A 20,144-nucleotide genomic window follows, 5' to 3' on the forward strand; every position below is an offset into this window, starting at 1 on the left:
CGGGGTCCTCAGAAGAAGGCGGCGACGATCATCGCGAGGGTCGCCAGCAGGCCGACCATGTAGATGTAGGACCGGCCCGGCGCCCAGCCGTAGAGGTAGGCGGGGATGTAGAGCGTCCGGGCGGCGACGTAGACCCAGGCGCAGGCGGCGGTGAACCAGCTGTTCTGCCCGGCCAGCTGGACGATCACCACGGCCGAGATGAAGAGGCCGATGTTCTCGACATGGTTGGCCAGTGCCCGGCGCAGCCGCTGGGTGTCCTGTGCCAGGTCGGGCAGGTCGTCGCGCGGCGAGGCGTTGAGACGGGTGCCCACGTCGCGGTTCAGCCGCTGCTGCGACAGGACGACGAGGGCGACGTGGATCAGGGCGCAGGCGGCGAGGGCGGCAAGTTCCGGGGTCATGCGGTCCTCAGGAAATGGGCGGCGCTCGACGTCACCCCGGCGCGGCGGCCGTGGGTGTCGGCCACGGCGCGCTGCAGCCAGTCCTCGGCCTTGGCGCGGTCATGCACGTCGAAGAGGATCCAGACCCGGCCCGCCTGGTCGGCGTCGCGCCACATCTGCAGGCGCGAGAGGCCGGCGTTGGACTGGTCCTCGGAATCCGCCATCAGGGCAGAGACGAGCGTGTCGGGGTCGGTGCTGTCGAGTTGGCAGAGAAGCTGGTTGGCCATGGGGGTATCCTCAGATCGCAAGCAGGTAGAGCCAGAAGGTCATTGCGAACCCAACGAGCCAGACAGCGGTCCGGATCCATGGCAGGCCGAGGGCGAAGACGATCACGTAGGCAATGCGGGCGATCAGGAAGATCCAGGCCAGCGTGACGGCGAGCGTCGGGATGTCGCCCCGCATCTCGAGGATCAGCACGGCCGGGGCGAAGAGCGCCATGGCGATGACGGAGTTCATCTGCGCCCGGTCCATCCGCCCGGCGAGGCCGGTGAGCGTGGGCAGGCTGTCGCGGTTGCCGACGAGCTGGGTCAGTTCCAGCTTCTGCGCGGCGGCGAGAACCTGCACGAGGATGGTGATCATCACGACGAGGCCGTAGAGGGCGAGGATGCCGGTCAGGGTGGTCATGGGGATGTCCTTTCGCGTGGGAAGGTCAGGTAATCCATGATGATAGGCGATTTCGTCGTGTGTGTCCGCCGTGGCGGAGGGGGAGGTGGCCGAGGCCCCGGTGGGGGGCATCGGCGGTGTCGTTCGGTGCGTGAACCCGGCCGGGGGCCGGAACCACGCACCCTACGCGGGAAGCACGTGCCCTACGTCGGCAACATGCGTGCCGGACCGCAGCGCACGAAACCCGTAGGGTGCGTGCTTGTCACGCACCGCGCCTTACAGGTCCATCAGCAGGCGACGCGGATCCTCGAGCGCCTCTTTCACGCGGACGAGGAAGGTCACGGCGCCCTTGCCGTCGACGATCCGGTGGTCGTAGCTGAGCGCCAGGTACATCATCGGGCGGATCTTGATCTCGCCGTTGATGACCATCGCGCGGTCCTGGATCTTGTGCATGCCGAGGATGCCCGACTGCGGGGGGTTCAGGATCGGCGAGGACATCAGCGAGCCGTAGACGCCACCGTTCGAGATGGTGAAGGTGCCGCCCTGCATTTCCGCCATCGAGAGCTTGCCGTCCCGGGCGCGGCGGCCCTTTTCGGCGATCGCCTTCTCGATCTCGGCAAAGGACATGGCGTCGGCGTCACGGATGACCGGAACGACGAGGCCCTGCGGCGTGCCCGCGGCGATGCCCATGTGCACGAAGTTCTTGTAGACCACGTCGGTGCCGTCGATCTCGGCGTTCACCTCGGGGACTTCCTTGAGCGCGTGGCAGCAGGCCTTTGTGAAGAACGACATGAAGCCCATGCGGACGCCGTGCTTCTTCTCGAACTCGTCCTTGTACTGGTTCCGGAGCGCCATCACCTCGGTCATGTCCACCTCGTTGTAGGTGGTGAGCATGGCGGCGGTGTTCTGCGCGTCCTTCAGGCGGCGGGCGATGGTCTGGCGCAGGCGGGTCATCTTGACCCGTTCCTCGCGCGCGGCATCGTCGGCCGGGACCGGAGCCCGCGGCGCGGCCTTGGCCTCGGAGGCGGCGGGGGCCGATGCGGCGGCGGCGATCGCCTTGGCCACGTCGTCCTTCATCACCCGGCCGTCCCGGCCCGAGCCGGTGACCTGATCGCGGCTGATGCCGGCCTCGGCCATCGCCTTCTTGGCCGAGGGGGCGTCTTCGACGTCGGAGCGGCCGCTGCTCTTGCCGGTCGCGGCGGGGGCCGCTTCGGCAGGGGCGTCGGACTTGGGCGCGGCGGCGGCACCACCGGCGCCCGAGGTCATCACCGCCAGCTTGCCGCCGGCCTCGACCGTTTCGCCTTCGCCCTTGAGGATCTTGCCCAGCACGCCCGCGGCGGGGGCCGGCACCTCGACCGAGACCTTGTCGGTCTCGAGCTCGCAGAGCATCTCGTCCGCCTCGACGCTGTCGCCTTCCTTCTTGAACCAGGTGGCGACGGTGGCCTCGGTGACGCTTTCGCCCAGGGTGGGGACCATCACGTCGATGCTCTCACCGCCGCCCGAGGCGGCTTCCTTGGCCTCGGCCTTCTTGCCGTCCTCTGCTTCGGACCGCGGCTTGACCTCTTCGGGGCCGGCATTGCCTTCCTCGGAGATGTTGCCGAGGAGCGCGTCGACGCCCACGGTCTCGCCCTCGGCGGCGACGATGTCGGCCAGGGTGCCGGCGGCGGGCGAGGGGACCTCGACCGTCACCTTGTCGGTTTCAAGCTCGCACAGCATCTCGTCCACCGCGACCTTGTCGCCGGGTTTCTTGAACCAGGTGGCGACGGTGGCCTCGGTGACGCTTTCGCCCAGGGTGGGGACGCGAATTTCGGTGGTCATGCGTTTAGTTCCCTTCGATGGTCAGAGCCTCGTCCACGAGGGCTGCCTGTTGCGCCTTGTGCTGCGCGGCAAGCCCCGTGGCGGGCGAAGCGGTGGCGACACGGCCGACGTAGCGCGGCCGCCCGTGCTTGGCGCCGATCCGGCCAAGCACCCATTCAATGTTCGGTTCGATGAAGCTCCAGGCGCCCTGGTTCTTCGGCTCTTCCTGGCACCAGATCATCTCGGCCTTGGGGAAGCGTTCCAGTTCCTTCACGAGGCTGATCGCCGGGAAGGGATAGAACTGCTCGATCCGCAGCAGGTAGACGTCGTCGATGCCGCGGGCGTCACGTTCCTCGAGCAGGTCGTAGTAGACCTTGCCCGAGCACATGACGACGCGCTTGATCTTGTCGTCCTTGGCCAGCTTGGTGGTCGAGGTGCCCAGCTCCGCATCGTCCCAGAGAACGCGGTGGAAGCTTGAGCCGGTGGTGAACTCGTGCGCCTTGCTGACCGCCAGCTTGTGGCGGAGCAGCGACTTCGGCGTCATCAGCACCAGCGGCTTGCGGAAGCTGCGGTGCAGCTGCCGGCGCAGGATGTGGAAGTAGTTCGCCGGCGTCGAGCAGTTGGCGACGATCCAGTTGTCCTGGCCGCACATCTGCAGGAAGCGTTCGAGCCGCGCCGAGGAGTGTTCCGGGCCCTGGCCCTCGTAGCCGTGCGGCAGGAGCATCACCAGGCCCGACATCCGCAGCCATTTCGATTCACCCGAGCTGATGAACTGGTCGAACATGATCTGCGCGCCGTTGGCGAAGTCGCCGAACTGCGCCTCCCACAGGGTGAGGGCGTTCGGTTCGGCCAGCGAGTAGCCGTATTCGAAGCCCAGCACCGCGTATTCCGAGAGCATCGAGTCGATGACCTCGTAACGGGCCTGGCCGTTGCGGATGTTGTTCAGCGGGTAATACCGCTCCTCGGTCTCCTGGTTGATCAGGGCCGAGTGGCGCTGGCTGAACGTGCCGCGGGTGGAGTCCTGCCCGGCGAGGCGGACCGGGTAGCCTTCGGTCAGGAGCGAGCCGAAGGCCAGCGCCTCACCCGTCGCCCAGTCGAAGCCTTCGCCCGTCTCGAACATCTGCCGCTTGGCTTCGAGCAGGCGTTCCACCGTCTTGTGCATCGGGTAGCCGTCGGGGGCGGAGGTCAGCGCCTGGCCGATCTCCTTGAAGGTCTCTTCCGAAACCGCGGTCTCCCCGCGCTGGTAGTCTTCCTTCTCGCGTTCCAGGTGGGACCACTTGCCGTCCAGCCAGTCGGCCTTGTTGGGCTTGTAGTCCTTGCCGGCCTCGAACTCTTCGTTCAGGTGGGCCTGGAAGGCGGCCTTCATGTCCTCGATCTCGCCCTCGGGGATCAGACCGTCCTTGACTAGGCGATCGGTGTACAGGCTCAGGGTCGTGCGGTGACCCTTGATGTTCTTGTACATGATCGGGTTGGTGAACATCGGCTCGTCGCCTTCGTTGTGACCGAAGCGGCGGTAGCAGAAGATGTCGATCACCACGTCCTTGTGGAACTTCTGGCGGAACTCGGTCGCGACCTTGGCGGCATGCACCACGGCCTCGGGATCGTCGCCGTTCACGTGGAAGATCGGCGCCTCGACCATCAGGGCGATGTCGGTCGGGTAGGGCGAGGACCGGCTGAAGTGCGGCGCGGTGGTGAAGCCGATCTGGTTGTTCACCACGATGTGGATCGTGCCGCCGGTGCGGTGCCCGACGAGGCCCGAGAGGCCGAAGCATTCCGCCACGACGCCCTGGCCGGCAAAGGCCGCGTCGCCGTGCAGCAGCACGGGGATCACGCCGGTGCGGTCATGGTCGTTCAGCTGCGCCTGCTTGGCCCGCGCCTTGCCCAGCACCACCGGGTTCACCGCCTCGAGGTGCGAGGGGTTGGCGGTCAGCGATAGGTGCACGGTGTTGCCGTCGAATTCACGGTCGGACGAGGCGCCGAGGTGGTACTTCACGTCGCCGGAGCCGTCGACATCCTCGGGCTTGAAGCTGCCGCCCTGGAATTCGTTGAAGATCGCGCGGTAGGGCTTGCCCATCACGTTGGCCAGCACCGACAGGCGACCGCGGTGCGGCATGCCGATGACGATCTCCTTCGCGCCGAGCGAGCCGCCGCGCTTGATGATCTGTTCCATCGCGGGGATCAGCGCCTCGCCGCCATCGAGGCCGAAGCGCTTGGTGCCCATGTACTTGACGTGCAGGAACTTCTCGAAGCCCTCGGCCTCGACCAGCTTGTTCAGGATCGCCCGGCGGCCTTCGCGGGTGAACTTGATCTCCTTGCCGAAGCCCTCGATCCGTTCCTTGAGCCAGCCGGCTTCCTCGGGGTTCGAGATGTGCATGTACTGCAGCGCGAAGGTGCCGCAGTAGGTGCGCTTCACGATCTCGACGATCTGGCGCATGGGCGCGATTTCCAGACCCAGCACGTTGTCGAGGAAGATCGGCCGGTCGAGGTCGGCATCCTCGAAGCCGTAGCTCTTCGGGTCGAGCTCGGGGTGGGCGCTTTCGTCCCGCATCCCCAGCGGGTCGAGGTCGGCGGCCAGGTGGCCGCGGATCCGGTAGGCGCGGATCAGCATGATGGCGCGGACGGAATCCAGCACCGCGCGCTTGACCGCGTCGTCGCTGACCTCGACGCCCTTCTCGGCCGCCTTCGCCTTGATCTTGTCGCCGGCCCCCTTGGCTTCGGCGGGCGCGGGCCACATGCCGTCGAGCGCGGCGGTCAGGTCGTCGCTGGGCTGCGGCGGCCAGTCGGGCCGCGACCAAGAGGCGCCGGCCGCCTCGGCCTTCACCGCGCGGTCGTCGTCGCCGAGCGACCGGAAGAATTCGGCCCAGGAGGCATCCACCGACGCCGGGTCGTTGGCGTACTGGGCGTAGAGCTGTTCCAGGTATTCCGCGTTGTGCCCCTGCATGAAGCTGGAGGCGTGGAACAGGTCGTTGGACGATTGCTCGGTCATGACGAGACCTCGTTAGGGTTGGGGCCCCATTCGTTGGAGCCGGGTTGCGACGGGCGGGTGAGCCACCAGAGCACGATGAGCGGCGAAAGCAGCAAGACGATCAGGGCAATCATCAGGATGATGCCGAAGACGCTGCCGAAGAGGCCGGTGATGTCGCCGCCCGAGAGCGTGGCGAAGCCGCCCATCAGGCTGACGAAGAGGCCGATGCCGACGAAGACGATGGCGGGGTAGAGCACGTAGAGGCCGGAGCGCCCGGTGTCGTGCATCCGCCGCCAGCCGGCGGCGAGCAGCGGCAGGAAGGTCGCCAGCCCGAACAGAGCCGAGATCGGGCCGCTGGTCTCGGCCTGGACCGAGGTGTCGGTGACCGCGACGCTGCCGGTGCCGAAAAGGATGCCGTCGAGGATCCCGGCGACGATGTTGCCGAGGATGATGAACAGGAAGAACCACCAGTATTCGGACCGTGCGGCACGGCCCGAGAACGTCACGTACTTGCGGAAGCAGGTCTTGATGGCGTCGGTGAAGGTCATGCCAGTGCGTTCCGGTGGCGGGGGAGGGACCGGGCGCGATTGCCCGGTCCCGGTTTGCTTAGCCGATGGCCTTCAGCACGGCCTCGCCGAGGCCTGCGGGGCTGTCGGCGACGACGATGCCGGCGGATTTCATCGCCTCGATCTTGTCCTCGGCGCCGCCCTTGCCGCCGGCGACGATGGCGCCCGCGTGGCCCATGCGGCGGCCCGGAGGCGCCGTGCGGCCGGCGATGAAGCCCGCGGTCGGTTTCGACCGGCCACGCTTGGCTTCGTCCTTGAGGAACTGCGCCGCGTCTTCCTCGGCCTGGCCACCGATCTCGCCGATCATGATGATCGACTGGGTCTCGGGGTCGGCGAGGAACATTTCCAGCACTTCGAGGTGCTCGGTGCCCTTGATCGGGTCACCGCCGATGCCGACGGCCGAGGACTGGCCGAGGCCCGCGTCGGTGGTCTGCTTGACGGCTTCGTAGGTCAGGGTGCCCGAACGGGACACGACGCCGACCGAGCCACGCTTGTGGATGTGGCCGGGCATGATGCCGATCTTGCAGGCGCCGGGGGTGATGACACCCGGGCAGTTCGGCCCGATCAGGCGCGACTTGGAGCCCTGGAGCGCGGCCTTCACCTTCATCATGTCGAGGACCGGGATCCCCTCGGTGATGCAGACGATCAGCGGCATCTCGGCATCGATCGCCTCGAGGATCGAGTCGGCGGCGAACGGCGGCGGGACATAGATCACGGACGCGTTGGCGCCGGTGACATGCATCGCCTCGTGGACCGAGTTGTAGACCGGCAGGTCGAGGTGCGTGGTGCCGCCCTTACCGGGGGTCACGCCGCCGACCATCTTGGTGCCGTAGGCGATTGCCTGTTCGGTGTGGAAGGTGCCCTGCGAGCCGGTGAGACCCTGGCAGATGACCTTGGTGTTTTCGTCAACGAGAACTGCCATTGCCTTAGCCTTTCACTGCTTTCACGATTTTCTCGGCGCCGTCGGAGAGGTTGTCGGCGGCAATGACGTTCAGGCCGGAGTTCGCGATGATCTCCTTGCCCTTCTCGACATTGGTGCCTTCCAGACGGACGACCAGCGGAACCTTCAGGCCGACTTCCTTCACCGCGGCGATCACGCCCTCGGCGATGACGTCGCAGCGCATGATGCCGCCGAAGATGTTCACCAGGATGCCCTTCACGTTCGGGTCAGAGGTGATGATCTTGAAGGCTTCGGTGACCTTGTCCTTGGTCGCGCCGCCGCCCACGTCGAGGAAGTTGGCAGGCTCGGCGCCGTAGAGCTTGATGATGTCCATCGTCGCCATGGCCAGGCCCGCGCCGTTCACCATGCAGCCGATCTCGCCATCCAGGGCGATGTAGTTCAGGTCGTACTTGGAGGCGGCGAGTTCCTTGGGGTCTTCCTCGGTCTCGTCCCGCAGCGCCTGGATGTCGGAGTGGCGGTAGAGCGCGTTGCCGTCGAAGCCGAGCTTGGCATCGAGCAGTTTGAGGCTGCCGTCCTTGAGCGTGATCAGCGGGTTGATCTCGAGCATCTCCATGTCCTTCTCGGTGAAGGCCTTGTAGAGCTTGCCCATCAGGTCGACGCAGGCTTTGACCTGCTTGCCCTCGAGACCCAGCATGAACGCGATGCGGCGGCCGTGGAACGGCTGGTAGCCGGTGGCCGGATCGACGGAGAAGCTGAGGATCTTGTCGGGGGTGGAGGCAGCGACCTCTTCGATGTCCATGCCGCCCTCGGTCGAGCAGACGAAGGAGATGCGCGAGGTCTGGCGGTCGACGAGCAGGGCGAGGTAGAGCTCGCGCTCGATGTCGGAGCCGTCCTCGATGTAGATGCGGTTGACCTGTTTGCCTGCCGGGCCGGTCTGGTGCGTGACCAGCGTGCGGCCGAGCATCTTCTTGGCTTCCTCGGCAGCTTCCTCGACCGACTTGGCAAGGCGGACACCGCCCTTGTCGCCTGCGTCGGCTTCCTTGAACTTGCCCTTGCCGCGGCCGCCGGCGTGGATCTGCGCCTTGACGACCCAGAGCGGTCCGTCAAGCTCGCCCGCCGCGGTCTTGGCCTCCTCCGCCTTCAGCACGATGCGGCCGTCCGAAACCGGGCAGCCGTAATCGCGCAGAAGAGCCTTGGCCTGATATTCATGGATGTTCATGAAATCCGTCCTTCGTTGCTGGTGCTTCAGGCGTAATGCCACCACCTTGCCGTGGGATGAATGTTTTTTTGCAGCGGTTTGAGGATTTCCGCCGATTTTCTGCGTTTTGTGATCACAGGCTGAAAACGTGTGATCACAAACTGCACCTCCCGTCTCGTAGCGGCCCGGGACGGGGAGCGGTGCACAGGAATCATGCACCGGGGCTGGGGCCCAGTTAACGAAACTTTCCTGAGTCGGGGAAGGGTTGGGCGAAAATCGCCCGCCGCGGCGCGGGGGCAGGCGGCGGCCGAGGTGCCCCTGCGTCGGGATGGCGCGGCCCCGCGCGCGGGTCACGGGGTACGAAAAGGGCGCCCCGCAGGGCGCCCTGTCGTTCACAGTCCGGGTGGGATCAGGCGAGGCTTTCGTCGATGCCCTTGCAGGCCTCGACCAGGCCCTTCACCGCGTCGACCGACTTGTCGAACATCGCCTGTTCGTCCTTGTTCATCTTGATGTCGACGATGCGCTCGATGCCGCCGGCACCGATCACGGTCGGCACGCCGACATACATGCCCTTGAGGCCGAATTCGCCGTCGCAATAGGCCGCGCAGGGCAGGACGCGCTTCTGGTCCTTGAGGTAGGCCTCGGCCATCTCGATCGCCGAGGTGGCGGGCGCGTAGAAGGCGGAGCCGGTCTTGAGCAGGCCGACGATTTCGGCGCCGCCGTCACGGGTGCGCTGCACGATGGCGTCGAGCTTGTCCTGCGTGGTCCAGCCCATCTTGACCAGGTCGGGGAGCGGGATGCCGGCGACGGTGGAGTAGCGGGTCAGCGGGACCATGGTGTCGCCGTGGCCGCCGAGCACGAAGGCGGTGACGTCCTTCATCGACACGTCGAACTCGGTCGCCAGGAAGTGGCGGAAGCGCGCGCTGTCGAGCACGCCGGCCATGCCGCAGACCTTGTGCGCGGGCAGGCCCGAGAACTGCTGCAGCGCCCAGACCATCGCGTCGAGCGGGTTGGTGATGCAGATCACGAAGGCGTCGGGCGCGTGCTTGCCGATGCCCTCGCCGACGGACTTCATGACCTTGAGGTTGATGCCCAGCAGGTCATCGCGGCTCATCCCCGGCTTGCGCGGGACGCCGGCGGTGACGATGCAGACGTCTGCGCCCGCGATATCCTCGTAGCTCTGCGTGCCCTTCAGCGTGGCGTCGAACCCTTCGGAGGGGCCCGATTCAGCGATGTCGAGCGCCTTGCCCTCGGGGATGCCCTCGGCAATGTCGAAAAGGACGACGTCGCCCAGTTCCTTGAGCGCGGCGAGGTGGGCGAGCGTGCCACCGATCTGTCCCGCGCCGATCAGGGCAATCTTGGGTCTGGCCATTGGATTTTCTCCGGTCCGTTGGAAATCTGCGCGCAAGCCCTATGGCGTTTGACCGCCCTGCGCAAGTCTGGACCGTGGCCGCGCCCCGGGGGGCGGGGGCAATGGCGATGAAAATAATCGGAAAAATCGAAAATCGCGCATCCAGCGCGGGAAACGGGCCGGGCGGCGCGGGGCCGCCGGGCCGGGCCGGGCGCCACGAATCTGGCCCCGGTGGCGGACCGGCGTTCAGGCCGGGTCGGAGGTGTCGGGCAGGGCGTCCGCCATCGCCTCGTAGGCCTGTCCGCTGGCGACCAGGCAGGTCAGGCCGGTGGGGCTGGTGACGGTGATCGTCCAGGTGCCGGATTCGTCCGAGGCGAACATCTCGACCACCTGGTTGTTGGCGCCGATGCCGATCGACTTGCGGCTTTCGCCGTAGCGTTCGGCGAGCCGGGCGATGACATTGTCGCGCGGCGCGCAGGGCCGGCCCTGGGCCTGGGCGGCGGTGACGGAGGCGGTGACGAGGCAGGCGGCCAGGATGGCGGCCGACCCGGGCAGGAACGTCTTCATCGCAGTATCCTTTCGCGGGGGCGACCGGCCGGCCAGGCCGGGGCCCGATGGGTTGGAAGGATGCGGAGCCCCGTTTCGGGCGGCCAGTGCGGGGTCCTCCCTGCGCATCCGGAGAAGGAAACGATGCGGGCCGGGGGGCGAAGATATGGTTAATCGGGCGCCCGTTGCCTCGCATCCGCGGTATTTTCGGGCCCGCGCGCCCGGAAACCGTGCCGCGGGTGCAATGCCGCCCCGCGGCGCTTGTGGGCTTGAAATTTCCCGTCGAATGATGCGATGCACGCGCAACAATGTTTCGAACAGGATTTTGCCATGGACGCCTCGACCCGCCCCTACCGTTCGGTCCTCTACATCCCCGGCTCCAAGGAGCGCGCGCTGGACAAGGCGCGCGGGCTGGCCGTGGACGCGATCATCTTCGACCTCGAGGATGCGGTGACGCCGGATGCCAAGCCCGCCGCGCGCGAGACGCTGAAGGCCGCGCTGGAGCAGGGCGGCTATGGCGAGAAGGCGCGCATCATCCGGATCAACGGGCTGGACACCGACTGGGGCGCGGATGACGCGGCCTTGCTGAAGGATGCCGACGCGGACGCGCTGCTGCTGCCCAAGGTGAATTCCGCCGCGGACGTCCAGGCGCTGGCCGACATCGTGGGGGACAAGCCGATCTGGTGCATGATCGAGACGCCTCTGGGCGTGTTCAACGCTCTGGACATCGCGGCGCATCCCTCGGTCGCGGGCTTCGTCGCGGGCACCAACGACCTGGCCAAGGAACTGGGCTGCCGGTCGCGCGACGACCGCCTGCCGATGATGTTCGCGCTCCAGCAGATGCTTCTGGCGGCGCGGGCGCATGGCGTGGTCGTGGTGGACGGCGTCTACAACCAGTACCTCGACGAAGAGGGGCTGAAGGCGGAATGCGAGCAGGGCCGCGACCTGGGTTTTGACGGCAAGACGCTGATCCACCCGGCGCAGGTCGAAGTCACCAACGCCGCCTTTGCGCCGACCGAGGCAGAGATCGACCTCGCCCGCCGCCAGATCGAGGCGCACGAGGAGATCGAGCGGACGGGGCAAGGTGTCGCGGTGGTGGACGGCAAGATCGTTGAAAACCTGCATGTCGAGACCGCCAAGAAGACGCTGGCCAAGGCCGAGGCCATTGCACGCATGGCCTGACCGTCGCAGGGTGACGGCACATCCATGTGAAAGGCAGCTTCTCCATGACGCTACTCATCCTCGGTGTCCTTCTCTGGGCGCTCGCTCACCTGTTCAAGCGGATCGCGCCGGACGCCCGTGCCCGGATGGGCGACGCGGGCAAGGGCGCGGTCGCGGCGGCGCTGGCGGTGTCGATCCTCATGATGATCTTCGGCTACAAGATGGCCGATGGCGCGTTCTTCTGGGGGCGGCATCCGGCCACGGTGGGGATCAACAACCTGCTGATGCTGGCGGCGCTCTACTTCGTGTCGCCGGGGCCGAAGAAGGGCGCGATCTTCTACCGGATGCGGCACCCGATGCTGACGGGCTTCCTGCTCTGGGCGGTTGCGCACCTGCTGGTGAACGGCGACGTGCCCTCCTTCATCCTCTTCGGCGGCCTCGGGCTCTGGGCGATCGTCGAGATGGTGGTCATCAACCGGGCGGAGCCGGACTGGACCCCGCCCGCCAAGGGATCGATCGGCAAGGACGCGATGTTCGCGGCCATCGCCCTGGTCCTGCTGCTCGTGATCGGCTGGGTGCACACCTGGCTGGGATACCAGGCCTTCGGCTGACCCAAGGAATACGTGATGAAACTCTATAGAATGCTGACCGAGGACGACACTTCGGCCTTCTGCCACAAGGTGACCGCGGCGCTGAACAAGGGCTGGGATTTGCACGGCAGCCCGACCTACGCCTTTGACCAGGCGACCGGCAAGATGCGCTGCGGCCAGGCGGTGACCAAGGAGGTCGATGGCACCTACACCCCCGACATCAAGCTGGGAGAGCAGTGATGGCCAAGACCAACCCGGGCCGCTTCTTCGAGGACTACACCGTCGGCGAGGTGATCCACCACGCCGTCCCGCGCACCGTGGGGGCGGGGAGCGGGCGCTCTATCACGCGCTCTACCCGGCGCGGCATGCGCTTTATTCCTCGGACGAATTCGCACGGGCCTGCGGCCTGCCGGAAAGCCCGCTGGACGAACTGGCGGCGTTCCACGTCGTCTTTGGGAAGACCGTGCCTGACGTGTCGCTGAACGCGGTGGCCAACCTCGGCTATGCTGAGGGGCGCTGGCTGCGGCCGGTCTATGCCGGCGACACGCTGCATTCGTCCTCCGAGGTGATCGGCCTCAAGGAAAACTCGAACGGCAAGACCGGGGTGGTCTATGTCCGCACCACCGGGACCAACCAGCGCGGCGAGGCGGTGATGGATTACGTCCGCTGGGTGATGGTGCGGAAGAACGACATCGGCGCGCCCGCGCCCGAGGTCGTGGTGCCCGCGCTGAATACCGTGATCCCGGCCTCGGACCTGGTGATCCCCGAGGGGCTGGATTTCTCGGACTACGATTTCACGCTCGCGGGCGAGGCGCACCGGTGGGGCGACTACGAGGTGGGCGAGGTGATCGACCACGTCGATGGCGTCACCATCGAGGAGGCCGAGCACATGATCGCCACGCGCCTCTGGCAGAACACCGCCAAGGTGCATTTCGACGCGACCTTCCGGCCCGACGGGCAGCGGCTGATCTATGGCGGGCACGTGATCTCGATGGCGCGGGCGCTGTCGTTCAACGGGCTGGCGAACGCGCAGATGATCGTCGGCCTGAACGGCGGGGCGCATGCCAACCCCTGTTTCAGCGGGCTGACGGTGAAGGCCTGGTCCGAGGTTCTGGACAAGGCCGAGACCGACGTGCCTGGCGTGGGCCTGATCCGGCTGCGGCTGGTCGCGACCTCGGACGGATCGGTGGGCGCGCTGAAGGGCGAGGACGGGAAATACCTGCCGGGCGTGCTGCTCGACCTCGATTACTGGGCGGTGATGCCGGTCTGAGAATGATCCGGCCGCGGGCGGCCGGATCATGCCTCCGGCGGGAGTTTTCCGGGCAAGATGAAGTGGGGCGGCGCAGCGCGGCCCGTGCGGGTCGGCCGGAACGACCATCGGGTCGCGATTTGTGATCACGCGCTCGCGGCATGTGATCACGATACCGGCGGCAGGGCGTCGCGGCATGGCAAAAAACCTGTCGGATGCACTGGCATGGTGATGACAAGCCTGTAAAAATCAGTATCAAGACCCCACGAGATACCGGAAAGGAAAGCTCATGGCTGATGGCAAAAGGGTCGAGCGCCCGCTTTCTCCCTTCATGATCGGACCGTATTACCGGCCCCAGCTCACCTCCATGTCCTCGATCATCACGCGCATCACGGGCAACGCCCTGATCGTGTCGACCGTGCTGATCGTCTGGTGGCTGCTGGCGGCGGCTGCGGGACCCGAGGCCTTTGCCACCGCGAACGGGTTCCTGACCTCGTGGTTCGGCGACCTGGTGCTGACGCTGTCGCTCTGGGGGCTGTGGTATCACTACCTCGCCGGCATCCGGCACCTGATCTTTGACAGTGGTCGCGGCCTCGACATCCCGACCGCGGAAAAGCTGGGCTGGACCGTCATCGGCGGGTCGGTCGTGCTGACCATCATCACCATCCTGATCGTTTGAGGAGGGCGCCATGCGTTATCTGACCGACCGCAAACGGGCCGAGGGCCGCGGCGCTTCCGGCACCGGGACCGAGCACCACATCTTCATGCAGGTCAGCGCCGTCGCGCTGGCCATCATCATCCCCTTCTTCGTCTACATCGTCGGATCGGCCATCGGGTCGGATTACGAGACGGTGACGGCGGTGTTCTCGCGGCCGATCCCGGCGGCGATGACCGCGCTGGCGCTGATCGTGGGCATGCGGCACTTCGCCAAAGGCACGCAGATGGCGATCGAGGACTATTTCGACGGCATGACGCGCAAGGTGCTGGTTCTCGCCATGGTGATCCTGAGCTACGGGCTGATGGCCTTCGGCCTCTTCGCCCTCGTCAAGCTCGCACTCTGAAGGAACGGACAATGGCCGCATACGAATACGAGACGCATGATTATGACGTCGTGGTGGTGGGCGCCGGCGGCGCGGGGCTGCGGGCGACGCTGGGCATGGCCGAGCAGGGGCTGCGCACGGCCTGCGTGACCAAGGTCTTCCCGACCCGGTCGCACACCGTGGCCGCGCAGGGCGGCATCGCCGCCTCGCTGTCGAACATGGGCCCGGATCACTGGCAGTGGCACATGTACGACACCGTCAAGGGTTCGGACTGGCTGGGTGACACCGACGCGATGGAATACCTCGCGCGCGAGGCGCCCAAGGCGGTCTACGAGCTCGAGCATTACGGCGTGCCCTTCTCGCGCACCGAGGAAGGCAAGATCTACCAGCGGCCCTTCGGCGGCCACACCACCGAATTCGGCGAAGGCCCCGCCGTGCAGCGGACCTGTGCCGCCGCCGACCGGACCGGCCACGCGATCCTGCACACGCTCTACGGCCAGTCGCTGAAGCAGCAGGCCGAGTTCTACATCGAGTATTTCGCGATCGACCTGATCATGTCCGAGGACGGCGTCTGCCAGGGCGTGGTCTGCTGGAAGCTCGACGACGGCACCTTCCACATCTTCAACGCCAAGATGGTCGTGCTGGCCACCGGCGGCTACGGCCGGGCCTATTTCAGCGCCACCTCGGCGCACACCTGCACCGGCGACGGCGGCGGCATGGTGGCCCGGGTCGGCCTTGCGCTGCAGGACATGGAGTTCGTGCAGTTCCACCCGACCGGCATCTACGGCTCGGGCTGCCTGATCACGGAAGGTGCACGCGGCGAGGGCGGGTACCTCACCAACTCCGAGGGCGAGCGGTTCATGGAGCGCTACGCGCCCCAGTACAAGGACCTCGCTCCGCGCGACTATGTCTCGCGCTCGATGACGATGGAGATCCGCGAGGGCCGCGGCGTGGGCGAGCGGAAGGACCACATCTTCCTCAACCTCAACCACCTGCCGCCCGAGGCGCTGGCCGAACGGCTGCCGGGGATTTCCGAAAGCGCGAAGATCTTCGCCGGTGTCGACGTCACGAAAGAGCCGATCCCGGTCCTGCCGACCGTGCATTACAACATGGGCGGCATTCCGACGAACTACTGGGGCGAGGTGATCAACCCGACGTCCGAGAACCCGAACGCGATCGTGCCGGGCCTGATGGCCGTGGGCGAGGCGGGCTGCGCGAGCGTGCACGGGGCGAACCGGCTCGGATCGAATTCCCTGATCGACCTCGTGGTCTTTGGCCGCGCGGCGGCGATCAAGGCGGGCAAGGTGGTGAACCCCGATGCGGCGAACCCGGTTCTGAACCAGGCCTCGATCGACAAGGCCTTCGACCGGTTCGACGGGCTGCGCAACGCCACCGGCGCGATCCCGACCGCCGATCTGCGGCTCGAGATGCAGCACACGATGCAGTCGGACGCGGCCGTGTTCCGGGAATCGAAGACGCTGGAAGAGGGCGTCGAGAAGATGACCGCCATCGCGGCCAAGCTGGGCGACCTGAAGGTCACCGACCGCAGCCTGGTCTGGAACTCGGACCTGATGGAGACGCTCGAACTCACCAACCTGATGCCGAACGCGCTGGCCACGATCTATGGCGCCGAGGCCCGGAAGGAGAGCCGCGGGGCGCATGCCCACGAGGACTTCCCCAACCGCGACGACGAGAACTGGCGCAAGCACACGATCTCGCGCGTCGAGGGCAACTCGGTCGAGCTCAGCTACCGCGACGTGATCGTCGACCCGCTGACCACCGAGGACGAGGGCGGCATCGCGCTGAAGCGGATCGCGCCGAAGGCGCGGACGTTCTGATGCGCGCCCTCACGGGGACCGCGACATCCGGCGGGCGCAGGCTCGCCGGACCGTACTAGGCGGTGCCCCGTGATGTTCTGGCGCAAGAAGGGCCCGCCCGAGGTCACGCGTGAACCGGATTTCCCCGAGCTTCCGGGCCCGCACTACCTCGACTTCCTGGCCGGCTACCACCGGGCCGTGGCGCCGGGCACCTACCTCGAGATCGGCACTCAGAAGGGCCGCAGCCTGGCCCCGGCGGGCGGGCACTGCATTGCCATCGACCCGGAGTTCCGTCTCGACGTGCCGGTGACCGAGGGCAAGGAGAGCCTCTACCTCTACCAGGGGCCCAGCGACGATTTCTTTGCCTCGGGCTACCTCGACCGACAGTCGATGACGTTCGACCTCGCGTTCCTCGACGGGATGCACCTGTTCGAGTTCCTGCTGCGCGATTTCGTCAACGCCGAGGCGCGGATGGCGCCGGGCGGGCGGATCGTCTTGCACGACTGCATTCCCTTTGCCCGCATCATGGCCGACCGCGACTGGGATCGTACCCGCACGCTGGCCTGGACCGGCGACGTCTGGAAGCTGGTGCCGATCCTCAAGCGGTTCCGGCCGGACCTGCAGCTCGAGGTGCTGGACTGCCCGCCGACCGGGCTTGTCCTGATCTCGGACCTCGACCCGGGATCGCGGGTGCTGGCCGAGGCGATGGAGGACATCGTGGCCGAGTACCTGCCGCTGACGCTGGATGGCTACGGCGTGCCGCGCTACCTGGACGAGATCGGGCCGCTGGTGTCCGGCGCGGGCGTGCTGGAGCGCCTGTCGCCCGCGGAGGATGCGCCGTGAGCCTGCCGATCCGTATCTGCCTGCCCTGTCCCCGCCCGAAGCGGGACCGCACCTGGGGCGACTGGTACTTCGCCACCTCGCTGGCCCGGTCGCTCAACCGTGCCGGGCGGACCGTGCGGCTGGAAACCCGCCCCGAGACGTTCCGCCCGAGCGCCCGTGCTCTGCCGTGGCGACAGGAGATCGACATCGTCCTGCGCGGCAAGGTCGCCTACGGGCGGCGGGGCCGCTGCCCGCTGGTGATCTGGGTGATCTCGCAGGCCGACACGCTGACCGAGCAGGAGATCGGCGAGGCCGAGCACATCTTTGCCGCGTCGCAACCGCTGGCCGAGGCGCTGGCCGCGCGCGGGGCCCGCGGGGTGTCGGTGCTGCCGCAATGCACCGATCCCGAGATCTTTTCGCCCGAACGGCGGCAGGCGGGGCTGGAGACCAACGTCCTCTTCGTCGGCAACCGGCGCGAGGAGTTTCCGCGCCGGGTCGTCGACCTTGCGCTGGCGACCGGTTGCGACCTTGCCGTCTGGGGCAGGGGCTGGGAGGATCGGCTGCCCGACGGCGTCCTGCGCGGCCGGCATATCGAGAACGCGGCGCTCGGGGCGCATTATGCCTCGGCGCGGGTGGTGCTGAACGACCATCATCCCGGCATGCTCGACCACGGGCTGGTGTCGAACCGGGTCTACGACGTCCTGGCGTCGGGCAGCGCCGTGGTGACCGAGCGGATGGCCGGGATGCCCGAGGACATCGCCGGCTGCGTCAATGCCTACGGCACGGGTGATTTCGAGGCCGCGCTGCACGCGGCGCTGGACACCGACCCGGCGGCGCGGCGGTCGGTCGCGGACCATGTCCGGGCCGTGCATGGTTTTGACAACCGGGCCAAAGAGATACTAAAGGTTCTGGGAGCATGAGGGATATCTGCCATGCCACCGGGACCGACCGAGACGGAACTGCACCGGACACATATCCTTCGCGCCCCTGCGCGCAGAACAAGAGGTTGTAACCCATGGTCCAACTGACCCTTCCCAAGAACTCCACGATCCGCACGGGCAAGACCTGGCCCAAGCCGGACGGCGCGACCAATGTCCGGGCGTTCCACATCTATCGCTGGAACCCGGATGACGGGGAGAACCCGCGGGTCGACACCTATCACCTGGACATGGACAAGTGCGGCCCGATGGTCCTGGACGCGCTAATCAAGATCAAGAACGAGATCGACCCGACGCTGACCTTCCGCCGGTCCTGCCGGGAAGGCATCTGCGGGTCCTGCGCGATGAACATCGACGGGATCAACACGCTGGCCTGCATCTACGGCCTCGACGAGATCTCGGGCGACGTGAAGATTTACCCGCTGCCGCACATGGAAGTGGTGAAGGACCTGATCCCGGACCTGACGCATTTCTATGCCCAGCACGCGTCGATCATGCCCTGGCTGGAAACCAAGACGAACCGCCCGGCCAAGGAATGGCGCCAGTCGATCGAGGACCGCAAGAAGCTCGACGGGCTCTATGAATGCGTGATGTGCGCCTCGTGCTCGACCGCCTGCCCGAGCTACTGGTGGAACTCCGACCGCTACCTCGGCCCCGCCGCGCTGCTGCACGCCTATCGCTGGATCATCGACTCGCGCGACGAGGCGACCGGCGAGCGGCTGGATGCGCTGGAAGATCCGTTCAAGCTCTACCGCTGCCACACGATCATGAACTGCGCAAAGACCTGCCCCAAGGGCCTGAACCCGGCCAAGGCGATTGCCGAGATCAAGAAGATGATGGTCGAACGGGTCGAGTGATCCGCGGCCACCGGCCCGGGCGGATGCCCGGTCTGCGGGACCTTTCGGAAACCGGGCTTCGGCCCGGTTTTTCCTTGCCCGGCCTGTAACGCTGCGTCGCTTGCGCCCGGTGCATGCCGCGGTTGCAGCATCGGGGGATGCGGCGCTGCGGCAAAGGGGCCATATAGCGGCCAGGGGAGGAGCCGAGACGACATGCGAGGCACCCGAAATGACCACCACCGCACAAACCGACAAGGCCGCCGCCGCGCTCAAGGCGCTGGACGAGGCCTGGGCGTACTACACCCCGCTGCCCAAGGCCGTGCCGACCGCGCGCCAGGACGAGGCGCAGCCGGTCTATGCCCCCTACACTCAGGCGGCGTGATCCCTGATCTGACCGGCTTTGCGCGTGTCCCGGCGGGGCGCGCATGATCTACCTCGTCGGCCTTGTCGTCGCCATCGTGCTGGTGGCGATCTTCTCGAAACCCGAGATGCGGGGCTGCCGCTGGCGGGCCGACAGGTCGCGCGACCGCGACGGTCAGGCCTTCTGGCGCTGCGCGGCCTGCGGATCGGAAACCTTCACCGACAATGGCAAACCGCCCGACCTCTGCCTGCGGCGGTAAGATCAGCGGAACTTGTCGGCGAGCTTCTGCAGCGGGGACCGGTTGTCCGCGACCGGCTCAGGCGCGGGGGCCGGTGCCTCGGGGGCCTTCGGCGTGGGCTTTTCCGACCCGGCCGAGGATCGCGGCGGCGCGGTCCGCAGGGCGACCGCGTTCATGAACTTTCCCGCGTCGCCATCCGCAAGCTCTGCCGCGCCGTCCGAGACGCCGCGCAGCACGTCGTCCAGCCAGTCTTCCTCGGCCTTGGCGAAATCGCTCAGCACATAGCCCGCCACCCGGTCCTTATGGCCGGGATGGCCGATGCCCAGCCGGACACGCTGGTAGTTGTGGCCGATGTGCTGGTGGATCGAGCGCAGGCCGTTGTGGCCCGCATGGCCGCCCGCCTGCTTGACCCGCACCTTGCCGGGGGCCAGGTCGAGCTCGTCATGGAAAACGGTGACGTCCTCGGGTTCGAGCTTGTAGAAGCGCATCGCCTCGCCGACGGACTGGCCCGAGAGGTTCATGAAGGTCATCGGCTTGAGCAGGATCACCCGGTCGCCGCCCAGCCGTCCCTCGGTCAGTTCGCCCTGGAACTTGGCCTTCCACGGACCGAAGCCGTGGTCCGCCGCGATCCGGTCCAGTGCCATGAAGCCGATGTTGTGCCGGTTGCCCGCGTATTTGGCCCCGGGGTTTCCGAGACCGACGAAGATTTGCATCGGAATTCCCTGTTC

22 protein-coding genes and 1 pseudogene are annotated in these 20,144 nt (G+C 67.0%); 12 read left to right on the forward strand and 11 right to left on the reverse strand.

Annotated elements, in window-relative coordinates:
- Positions 1 to 8: 8 nt before the first annotated feature.
- From ACE2AC_RS18505 to ACE2AC_RS18550, 10 genes are all read right to left on the reverse strand, one after another.
- Positions 9 to 398 (reverse strand): MAPEG family protein, encoded by a 390-nt coding sequence (locus tag ACE2AC_RS18505; protein ID WP_375689056.1) that lies wholly within the window; start codon positions 396 to 398, stop codon positions 9 to 11.
- A complete protein-coding gene (locus ACE2AC_RS18510) occupies positions 395 to 664 on the reverse strand; it encodes a hypothetical protein (RefSeq protein WP_375689057.1) in 270 nt (89 codons plus the stop codon). The genes ACE2AC_RS18505 and ACE2AC_RS18510 overlap by 4 nt, the downstream gene beginning before the upstream one ends.
- A gap of 10 nt (positions 665 to 674) precedes the next feature.
- Entirely contained in the window at positions 675 to 1,061 is a 387-nt protein-coding gene (locus tag ACE2AC_RS18515) for an MAPEG family protein (protein WP_375689059.1), read from the reverse strand.
- A gap of 255 nt (positions 1,062 to 1,316) precedes the next feature.
- Positions 1,317 to 2,858 carry a 2-oxoglutarate dehydrogenase complex dihydrolipoyllysine-residue succinyltransferase gene (odhB, locus tag ACE2AC_RS18520; protein ID WP_375689061.1) on the reverse strand — a complete coding sequence of 514 codons (1,542 nt, stop codon included), beginning with the start codon at positions 2,856 to 2,858 and terminating at the stop codon, positions 1,317 to 1,319.
- Positions 2,859 to 2,862: 4 nt separating this feature from the next.
- The gene (locus ACE2AC_RS18525; protein ID WP_375689063.1) at positions 2,863 to 5,823 is read right to left on the reverse strand and encodes a 2-oxoglutarate dehydrogenase E1 component; all 2,961 of its coding nucleotides are present in this window, start codon (positions 5,821 to 5,823) and stop codon (positions 2,863 to 2,865) included.
- Positions 5,820 to 6,350: a DUF805 domain-containing protein gene (locus ACE2AC_RS18530; RefSeq protein WP_375689065.1), complete on the reverse strand. Its 531-nt coding sequence runs from the start codon at positions 6,348 to 6,350 to the stop codon at positions 5,820 to 5,822. Before ACE2AC_RS18530 ends, ACE2AC_RS18525 begins: the two co-directional genes overlap by 4 nt.
- A gap of 58 nt (positions 6,351 to 6,408) precedes the next feature.
- Positions 6,409 to 7,290 (reverse strand): succinate--CoA ligase subunit alpha, encoded by an 882-nt coding sequence (sucD, locus tag ACE2AC_RS18535; RefSeq protein ID WP_375689067.1) that lies wholly within the window; start codon positions 7,288 to 7,290, stop codon positions 6,409 to 6,411.
- Positions 7,291 to 7,294: 4 nt separating this feature from the next.
- A complete protein-coding gene (gene sucC / locus ACE2AC_RS18540; protein WP_375689069.1) occupies positions 7,295 to 8,488 on the reverse strand; it encodes an ADP-forming succinate--CoA ligase subunit beta in 1,194 nt (397 codons plus the stop codon).
- 388 nt (positions 8,489 to 8,876) lie between these two features.
- Positions 8,877 to 9,839 carry a malate dehydrogenase gene (gene mdh / locus ACE2AC_RS18545; protein WP_375689070.1) on the reverse strand — a complete coding sequence of 321 codons (963 nt, stop codon included), beginning with the start codon at positions 9,837 to 9,839 and terminating at the stop codon, positions 8,877 to 8,879.
- A gap of 225 nt (positions 9,840 to 10,064) precedes the next feature.
- Positions 10,065 to 10,385: a hypothetical protein gene (locus tag ACE2AC_RS18550; RefSeq protein WP_375689072.1), complete on the reverse strand. Its 321-nt coding sequence runs from the start codon at positions 10,383 to 10,385 to the stop codon at positions 10,065 to 10,067.
- A gap of 309 nt (positions 10,386 to 10,694) precedes the next feature.
- Between ACE2AC_RS18550 and ACE2AC_RS18555 the strand changes: the two genes are divergently transcribed.
- The 12 genes and pseudogenes from ACE2AC_RS18555 (at position 10,695) to ACE2AC_RS18610 (ending at position 19,437) form a co-directional block, all read left to right on the forward strand.
- Positions 10,695 to 11,546, forward strand: coding sequence for an HpcH/HpaI aldolase/citrate lyase family protein (locus ACE2AC_RS18555; protein ID WP_375689074.1), 852 nt, complete (start codon positions 10,695 to 10,697; stop codon positions 11,544 to 11,546).
- 44 nt (positions 11,547 to 11,590) lie between these two features.
- Positions 11,591 to 12,136, forward strand: a complete 546-nt coding sequence (locus tag ACE2AC_RS18560; protein ID WP_375689076.1) for an NnrU family protein — start codon at positions 11,591 to 11,593, stop codon at positions 12,134 to 12,136.
- 15 nt (positions 12,137 to 12,151) lie between these two features.
- On the forward strand, positions 12,152 to 12,355 hold the full coding sequence (locus tag ACE2AC_RS18565) for a DUF1737 domain-containing protein (protein WP_375689078.1): 204 nt from the start codon (positions 12,152 to 12,154) through the stop codon (positions 12,353 to 12,355).
- A pseudogene (locus ACE2AC_RS18570) lies at positions 12,355 to 13,385 on the forward strand (MaoC family dehydratase). The gene ACE2AC_RS18565 and the pseudogene ACE2AC_RS18570 overlap by 1 nt, the downstream one beginning before the upstream one ends.
- Before the next feature lie 268 nt (positions 13,386 to 13,653).
- Positions 13,654 to 14,043 carry a succinate dehydrogenase, cytochrome b556 subunit gene (gene sdhC / locus ACE2AC_RS18575; protein WP_375689080.1) on the forward strand — a complete coding sequence of 130 codons (390 nt, stop codon included), beginning with the start codon at positions 13,654 to 13,656 and terminating at the stop codon, positions 14,041 to 14,043.
- Between the two features lie 10 nt (positions 14,044 to 14,053).
- Complete coding sequence (sdhD, locus tag ACE2AC_RS18580; RefSeq protein WP_375689082.1) at positions 14,054 to 14,425, forward strand: succinate dehydrogenase, hydrophobic membrane anchor protein; 372 nt, start codon at positions 14,054 to 14,056, stop codon at positions 14,423 to 14,425.
- An 11-nt stretch (positions 14,426 to 14,436) separates the two neighbouring features.
- Positions 14,437 to 16,242 carry a succinate dehydrogenase flavoprotein subunit gene (sdhA, locus tag ACE2AC_RS18585; RefSeq protein WP_375689084.1) on the forward strand — a complete coding sequence of 602 codons (1,806 nt, stop codon included), beginning with the start codon at positions 14,437 to 14,439 and terminating at the stop codon, positions 16,240 to 16,242.
- A gap of 72 nt (positions 16,243 to 16,314) precedes the next feature.
- On the forward strand, positions 16,315 to 17,064 hold the full coding sequence (locus tag ACE2AC_RS18590; RefSeq protein WP_375689086.1) for a class I SAM-dependent methyltransferase: 750 nt from the start codon (positions 16,315 to 16,317) through the stop codon (positions 17,062 to 17,064).
- Positions 17,061 to 17,963 carry a hypothetical protein gene (locus ACE2AC_RS18595; RefSeq protein ID WP_375689088.1) on the forward strand — a complete coding sequence of 301 codons (903 nt, stop codon included), beginning with the start codon at positions 17,061 to 17,063 and terminating at the stop codon, positions 17,961 to 17,963. The genes ACE2AC_RS18590 and ACE2AC_RS18595 overlap by 4 nt, the downstream gene beginning before the upstream one ends.
- Positions 17,964 to 18,058: 95 nt before the next feature.
- A complete protein-coding gene (locus ACE2AC_RS18600) occupies positions 18,059 to 18,838 on the forward strand; it encodes a succinate dehydrogenase iron-sulfur subunit (RefSeq protein ID WP_375689090.1) in 780 nt (259 codons plus the stop codon).
- A 208-nt stretch (positions 18,839 to 19,046) separates the two neighbouring features.
- Positions 19,047 to 19,199 carry a hypothetical protein gene (locus tag ACE2AC_RS18605; protein ID WP_375689092.1) on the forward strand — a complete coding sequence of 51 codons (153 nt, stop codon included), beginning with the start codon at positions 19,047 to 19,049 and terminating at the stop codon, positions 19,197 to 19,199.
- A 43-nt stretch (positions 19,200 to 19,242) separates the two neighbouring features.
- Positions 19,243 to 19,437 (forward strand): hypothetical protein, encoded by a 195-nt coding sequence (locus ACE2AC_RS18610; protein ID WP_375689094.1) that lies wholly within the window; start codon positions 19,243 to 19,245, stop codon positions 19,435 to 19,437.
- Positions 19,438 to 19,439: 2 nt separating this feature from the next.
- Here ACE2AC_RS18610 and pth read toward each other — a convergent pair whose 3' ends face one another.
- Positions 19,440 to 20,129, reverse strand: coding sequence for an aminoacyl-tRNA hydrolase (gene pth / locus ACE2AC_RS18615; protein WP_375689096.1), 690 nt, complete (start codon positions 20,127 to 20,129; stop codon positions 19,440 to 19,442).
- Positions 20,130 to 20,144 lie beyond the last annotated feature (15 nt).

Origin of the sequence: Pseudooceanicola sp. LIPI14-2-Ac024, from assembly GCF_042188925.1 — a bacterium.
In the GTDB taxonomy this organism is placed as follows: Bacteria; Pseudomonadota; Alphaproteobacteria; order Rhodobacterales; family Rhodobacteraceae; genus Pseudooceanicola.

Bases quoted from the DNA above. Each gene is read 5' to 3' on its own strand.
- ACE2AC_RS18505 (WP_375689056.1), bottom strand. From the start codon at position 398: ATGACCCCGGAACTTGCCGCCCTCGCCGCCTGCGCCCTGATCCACGTC.
- ACE2AC_RS18510 (WP_375689057.1), bottom strand. From the start codon at position 664: ATGGCCAACCAGCTTCTCTGCCAACTCGACAGCACCGACCCCGACACG.
- ACE2AC_RS18515 (WP_375689059.1), bottom strand. From the start codon at position 1,061: ATGACCACCCTGACCGGCATCCTCGCCCTCTACGGCCTCGTCGTGATG.
- odhB (WP_375689061.1), bottom strand. From the start codon at position 2,858: ATGACCACCGAAATTCGCGTCCCCACCCTGGGCGAAAGCGTCACCGAG.
- ACE2AC_RS18525 (WP_375689063.1), bottom strand. From the start codon at position 5,823: ATGACCGAGCAATCGTCCAACGACCTGTTCCACGCCTCCAGCTTCATG.
- ACE2AC_RS18530 (WP_375689065.1), bottom strand. From the start codon at position 6,350: ATGACCTTCACCGACGCCATCAAGACCTGCTTCCGCAAGTACGTGACG.
- sucD (WP_375689067.1), bottom strand. From the start codon at position 7,290: ATGGCAGTTCTCGTTGACGAAAACACCAAGGTCATCTGCCAGGGTCTC.
- sucC (WP_375689069.1), bottom strand. From the start codon at position 8,488: ATGAACATCCATGAATATCAGGCCAAGGCTCTTCTGCGCGATTACGGC.
- mdh (WP_375689070.1), bottom strand. From the start codon at position 9,839: ATGGCCAGACCCAAGATTGCCCTGATCGGCGCGGGACAGATCGGTGGC.
- ACE2AC_RS18550 (WP_375689072.1), bottom strand. From the start codon at position 10,385: ATGAAGACGTTCCTGCCCGGGTCGGCCGCCATCCTGGCCGCCTGCCTC.
- ACE2AC_RS18555 (WP_375689074.1), top strand. From the start codon at position 10,695: ATGGACGCCTCGACCCGCCCCTACCGTTCGGTCCTCTACATCCCCGGC.
- ACE2AC_RS18560 (WP_375689076.1), top strand. From the start codon at position 11,591: ATGACGCTACTCATCCTCGGTGTCCTTCTCTGGGCGCTCGCTCACCTG.
- ACE2AC_RS18565 (WP_375689078.1), top strand. From the start codon at position 12,152: ATGAAACTCTATAGAATGCTGACCGAGGACGACACTTCGGCCTTCTGC.
- sdhC (WP_375689080.1), top strand. From the start codon at position 13,654: ATGGCTGATGGCAAAAGGGTCGAGCGCCCGCTTTCTCCCTTCATGATC.
- sdhD (WP_375689082.1), top strand. From the start codon at position 14,054: ATGCGTTATCTGACCGACCGCAAACGGGCCGAGGGCCGCGGCGCTTCC.
- sdhA (WP_375689084.1), top strand. From the start codon at position 14,437: ATGGCCGCATACGAATACGAGACGCATGATTATGACGTCGTGGTGGTG.
- ACE2AC_RS18590 (WP_375689086.1), top strand. From the start codon at position 16,315: ATGTTCTGGCGCAAGAAGGGCCCGCCCGAGGTCACGCGTGAACCGGAT.
- ACE2AC_RS18600 (WP_375689090.1), top strand. From the start codon at position 18,059: ATGGTCCAACTGACCCTTCCCAAGAACTCCACGATCCGCACGGGCAAG.
- ACE2AC_RS18605 (WP_375689092.1), top strand. From the start codon at position 19,047: ATGACCACCACCGCACAAACCGACAAGGCCGCCGCCGCGCTCAAGGCG.
- ACE2AC_RS18610 (WP_375689094.1), top strand. From the start codon at position 19,243: ATGATCTACCTCGTCGGCCTTGTCGTCGCCATCGTGCTGGTGGCGATC.
- pth (WP_375689096.1), bottom strand. From the start codon at position 20,129: ATGCAAATCTTCGTCGGTCTCGGAAACCCCGGGGCCAAATACGCGGGC.